General features: G+C 47.4%; 4 protein-coding genes and 1 other RNA gene. All 5 read right to left on the reverse strand.

Features of this window, described 5'->3' with window-relative positions:
- Positions 1-191: 191 nt before the first annotated feature.
- Positions 192-566 (reverse strand): hypothetical protein, encoded by a 375-nt coding sequence (locus tag HWQ67_RS12060; protein WP_218252940.1) that lies wholly within the window; start codon positions 564-566, stop codon positions 192-194.
- Between the two features lie 18 nt (positions 567-584).
- Entirely contained in the window at positions 585-2,105 is a 1,521-nt protein-coding gene (locus HWQ67_RS12065) for a hypothetical protein (protein ID WP_218252941.1), read from the reverse strand.
- Between the two features lie 160 nt (positions 2,106-2,265).
- Positions 2,266-3,045: a TIGR00282 family metallophosphoesterase gene (locus HWQ67_RS12070; protein WP_218252942.1), complete on the reverse strand. Its 780-nt coding sequence runs from the start codon at positions 3,043-3,045 to the stop codon at positions 2,266-2,268.
- A gap of 6 nt (positions 3,046-3,051) precedes the next feature.
- Positions 3,052-4,611 carry a ribonuclease Y gene (rny, locus tag HWQ67_RS12075; RefSeq protein WP_218252943.1) on the reverse strand — a complete coding sequence of 520 codons (1,560 nt, stop codon included), beginning with the start codon at positions 4,609-4,611 and terminating at the stop codon, positions 3,052-3,054.
- Between the two features lie 459 nt (positions 4,612-5,070).
- Positions 5,071-5,254: non-coding RNA, 6S RNA (ssrS, locus tag HWQ67_RS12080), on the reverse strand.
- Between the last annotated feature and the right edge of the window lie 201 nt (positions 5,255-5,455).

Below are 5,455 nucleotides of genomic sequence, written 5' to 3' on the forward strand. Positions count from 1 at the left end.
TGTATTGTGTACAACATATATAATAATACCAGCAGTAATTGCTATGCTATTCAGACTATTTAACGGGAAATCGAGAATTTTTCTTAATGGTGTGCGGAATGTCGGTTCTTTCTCTTTGCTCAAGGGGATAAGTATTACAAAGAGAACACAGAGGGTTGTTTATGCACAGTCTTGATTGTATCCCTGGTTGATTAGAACTTGAAGAATATGATAAAGATTCCGATAAAGGACAGGGCGATCATGATTATGAGAGTGGGGCTTATACTGTCGGTTTTTCTTCTGCTTCTCAGTGCGCTTATAATCAGGCCAATGACCGATACAATAAGTAGAGAGGTGGCGACAATAAACATGTTTTTTACCATGGTTATATCCCATGAAAAACGTGGTTTATGATACACGCCTTTAGGGTCGAAGATGGAAGGCTGTTCGGGCATAGCGAAGTAGAAGAAGACCCAGATTTGAAAGAGCAAAAACCAGCCTATTCCAATGATCCACGATACGGCTTTTTTAACCGTGTCGGGCCCCTTACGTCGGTCCTTTCTTTTTTCCTGCTTGTCTAATAGCATCGAAGCACCTCACTGTCTTTAGTACTCAAACTGGGTTACGGTGTGCGTTATTGTCGCATCGACAGTCCAGATATTGATGGTTTTATCAAAGGAAGCAGAAAAGAGACGATTTTCTGCCATGTCTATGTCATAGACGCTGTCTGAGTGACCGCTGAGGACACTCAACAGTTCACCGCTGTTAAAGTCCCACACTCGTATTTTTTTATCCCAGCACCCGGTAAACAACATATTCTGGAACACCTTGACGCAATAGAATCTCCCACAATTGCCTTTGATGGCAGTTAGCAGTTCGCCGGTTTTAATATCCCATATCCGGACGGTGTCATCCCATGAGGCCGATACGATTTTGTCTCCTGCTACGCATACTGACCATACGTTATCCATGTGTCCCTCAATGACCATTTGCAGTTCACATGTTTTGAGGCTCCACACTTTAATGGTCTTGTCCTCCGAACCTGATATGATTTTATCCCCTGCAATGACAACCGACCATACGCTGCCATCATGGGCGTTGATACTCTTTAACAGGTCGCCTGAGTCCAGCCGCCATATTTTAATGGTCTTGTCCTCGGACCCCGACACTATAAACCCACCCCCTATGGCAAGCGAAGTGACCCAACTGGCATGTCCTCGCAAGGTTTTTACGGCTGCGTTTTCATCGAGGTCCCAGATGATAAGCGTACTGTCCTCGGAGGCCGATACGAGTTTTCTGCCTGACAGGGCCAGGGCCGATACGCCATCGGTGTGCCCCATGAACGTATAGACATGACTTCCCGTGCCTATATCCCAGATCATTATGGTTTTGTCGTCTGAGCCGGAGTACATACGTGTGGGGCCTACGGCAAGGCAGTTAACTGCTCCATTGTGTGCATCCAGCGTTTTACTTGTTGTGTACTGAACGGAGGACAGGAGCTTTTTCACTCTTCGTATCTTAGGGTCATTGGCATAGATGCCGTTAGGGTACTTGCTGATATATTCCTTACACCCGGTTATGGTGTCGCACTGATTATAGAGAAGCTCCTCGAGTCTCTGTTTTACTTCTCGTATGTATCTTCCTGCGGGATAGCGCTTGGAGTATTCGAGGCAACCGGCTACTTCAGTGGTATTTGCAAAGTATTTATCTTCTATGGCTGTTTTTGCCTCTTTTACGTATTCACCCTCAGGGAATTTATCCAGATACGACAGAAACTCTGCCAGCTCACCACTGCCTACGGCCTTGTTCCAGTAGAATAGCTCCGTGTATTGTCTCTCCAGTTTTACATCGATGACCCTCTCTGCACCACGTGCAACGGTAAACTCACCATCGTATATGTAGAAGCTGCCATCAGCATCCATCTTTTTGATTATGAGCTTGTGTTGACCTGGCAGTATCTTCAGGTCAACGGGGACCTCTCCCTGGGTAAAGCCATCGAGGATAACCTCGGCACCGAGTTGGTCACACAGTATCTTTATATTTGCCCTCTGTTTGAAATAGAAGACAAACTCCAACACTATTGCCAACATCCCAACCAAGATAATGACAATGGCTATCGTACTCATTGACTCACCCAATCCTTACATCACATCCCTTCGTAAAGGATGCTGATACACCTTGCATCATGATAGTTATTATAGCATATAAAAAAATAAAATGCTTCACCTATTTTTCACAAACCCTTCTGGCAATGTTTCATACCTGCGCCGGCAGAAAGAAGCCCCCTTAGTTAGATATCATCAGTCGTTTAATGGCAGTGGCATTTCCGGTATCGTTGTTGATATCGACGACGACGGCAGAAAAGACACATCCCCCGGGTGCCACCTCGTACCTCATCGGTATTTGGTAGAGGAACTTTTCGATTATCTGTTCGACCTTGACACCGATAACGGAGTGAATGGGGCCGGTCATTCCGACGTCCGTGATGTATGCGGTTCCCCCTGGCAGGAGTCTTTCGTCTGCGGTCTGCACGTGTGTGTGTGTGCCGACAACGGCGCTAACCTTGCCGTCAAGGTAGTATCCGAGGGCGAGTTTTTCGGATGTGGCCTCGGCGTGCATGTCTACAATGATCGTTTTGGCCTCCTTGCTGAGACGCTGAACCTCTGCCGCTGCCGTCCGGAAGGGGCAATCTATGGGGGTCATGAACACCCGTCCGGAGAGGTTTATCACGCCGATTTTTGTCTTGTCCCTGAGGGTATAGACCCCGCTGCCCGCACCCGGCACCCCCTGGGGATAGTTCAGGGGACGTAGCAGGCGTTCGTTTCTTGCTATGTACTGGACGACGTCCTTTTTGTCCCAGACGTGGTTACCGGTTGTTATGCAGTCCACGCCACAGGAGAAGAGTTCGGTGGCAGTTTTCTCTGTTATGCCAAAGCCACCGGCGGCATTTTCACCGTTGGCTATCACGAAGTCTATATGCTCCTTGTCCACCAGTCCGGGCAGGACACCCTTGAGCAACAGTCTGCCAGGTCTGCCAAAAACATCTCCTATAAAGAGCACCCTCATCGAATTCTACCTCGCATACTCAACAAATCTTGTCTCCCTTATAACCATGATCTTTATCTGTCCGGGATAGGTCATTTCGGACTCTATTTTCTTTGCAATCTCTCTTGAGATCAGGTATGACATATCATCGGTGGTGTCCTCGGGTTTGACAATGATGCGCACCTCTCTGCCGGCCTGTATGGCGTAGCACTTTTCAACGCCGGTGTAGGACATGGCAATTTCTTCGAGTTTTTCCAGCCGTTTGATGTAATTCTCTATACTCTCACGCCTGACGCCCGGTCGTGCGGCAGATAGGGCATCGGCGGCGGTTACCAGTGCCGATTCCACGCATATGGGGTCACCGTCGCCGTGGTGGACGAGCATGGCATTGATAACACGTTCGTCCTCGCCATATTTCTTGGCAAAGGCGGCGCCGATTTCGTGATGCGGTCCCTCTATTTCGTGGTCAAGGGCCTTACCGATGTCGTGCAACAGCCCTGAACGTTTGGCCAGCTTTACGTCTGCCTTCAGCTCCCCGGCCATCATCCCGGCGAAGTAGGCCACCTCTTTGGAGTGCTGCAAGACGTTTTGTCCGTAGGACGTCCTGTACTTAAGGCGCCCCAGCAGTTTGATAAACTCCGGATGCACGGCCGTCAGACCCAGGTCAAACACGGCCTTTTCACCCTCTTCACGCATTGCCGTGTTTACCTCCTTTCTGACCTTTTCCACTATTTCCTCGATCCGTGCCGGATGTATTCTGCCATCGGATATCAATCGTTCCAGAGATATCCGCGCTATTTCCCGTCTGACCGGGTCAAACCCGGACAGCGTCACGGCCTCCGGGGTGTCGTCCACGATAAAGTCCACACCCGTAGCCGCCTCAAGGGCACGTATGTTTCTACCCTCCCTGCCGATGATCCTGCCCTTCATCTCTTCATTTGGTAGTGTCACGGCAGTCACCGTGGCATCACAGACGTGTTCGCCGGAATACCTCTGTATGGCAAGGCCGATTATATGTTTGGCCCGTTTTTCGGATTCATCCTTGGCCTCCTGCTCTATTTGCTTAATGAGTCTGCCGGTTTCGAGCTTTACCTCATCTTCGACCTTTTTCAGCAACTGGCTTTTGGCCTCATCGGAGGTCACTCCGGAGAGTTTTTCGAGCTTTTCCGTCTCTATCTGCAGGAGTTTTTCATATTCCTTTTCGCGCTCCTGCTGGGCTTGTTCCTTCCTGAGAAATTCCTTCTCACGCCTGCCCAGTTCCGAGTCTCTTTTTTCGAACTGGTCGAGTTTTTTGTCCAGCAACTCCTCTTTGTGTCTGAGGCGTTTTTCTACGTGATTGATTTCTTGTCGCTTTTCTTTTATTTCCTTCTCCGCCTCTGCCTTTGTCTGATATTTGGTGTCCTTGGCCTCGAGCAATGCCTCTTTTTTGATCTTTTCTGCCTCTTTTTCGGCATCCTTTATTGTTATTGCATGTCTGTCCTCTAGTTCTATCTGCTTTTTTCTGTACAACTGTCTGAAGTACAGGGCAAAGAGCAGACTCATCACCCCGCCTGCCAGAATCGATATTATCACGTACGTGACGTTCATATCTGAAAAACCTCCTGCTGTTTTCAAGTTAAAATAGACTTTATCTTTGTATTTTGTTTCTCTGTGCAGTATATTAGACATAGCTGCAACATTTATAACAAGGGCTGATATCACTCCCATATTAAGGAGAGTCAAAATCCCCCTTGCCGGCTTATTTACCTCAACGCAAGACCACCTTATGTTACAATTAACGAACAAAATAAACACTCTCAATCCCTACTATATGCCATCGTTTGTCTCTGTAACGTTACCGGCAATACCCCTGGCAGGTAATGAAAATCGCTATAAATCTATACATCAACAGACTATAACCATCGTTATAGATACCCTGAATCGACGACTTCTCTACTACCTTAAATATCTCAAAAGCCGAAAGGGACTAACCCCTATTACCGTTTTATCTATACCATCCGTTCTCTTATTGTTTAGTGGCCACATATGTGGTTACCCCGTATATTTAATTGCCCCGCCCTAGAGGTGTAGACGAAAAAGCTTTAGACCCTGTATCTACAGGTGGGTGTCTTGAAGGGTGAATCCGGCTCCCATACTATGGTATGCTTTGTAACACCCTTACTTAAACTCCCTTTAAAAATCAAATTGTAGGAAAAGCCTTTTAGCCTAATCACCATCAGGGCAGGTGCATCATAAACACTACTGTCTATTTACCTACTATTGTATGCTAACAAGAAACCTTTTCAAAACGCAAGTACTTTTATTGACAGGCACGGTAAATTTGGTAGCACTCCAGTCCGGCGTGGTCATATCGCTTAAGCACAGTAACAATGCCATATTACGAAAAAATAAAGGTGGCTTAAATCCTGGCAACCACGGTTGTTTGTGGTGC

It is taken from the genome of Candidatus Magnetobacterium casense, from assembly GCF_019173545.1.
Taxonomy (GTDB): domain Bacteria; phylum Nitrospirota; class Thermodesulfovibrionia; order Thermodesulfovibrionales; family Magnetobacteriaceae; genus Magnetobacterium; species Magnetobacterium cryptolimnobacter.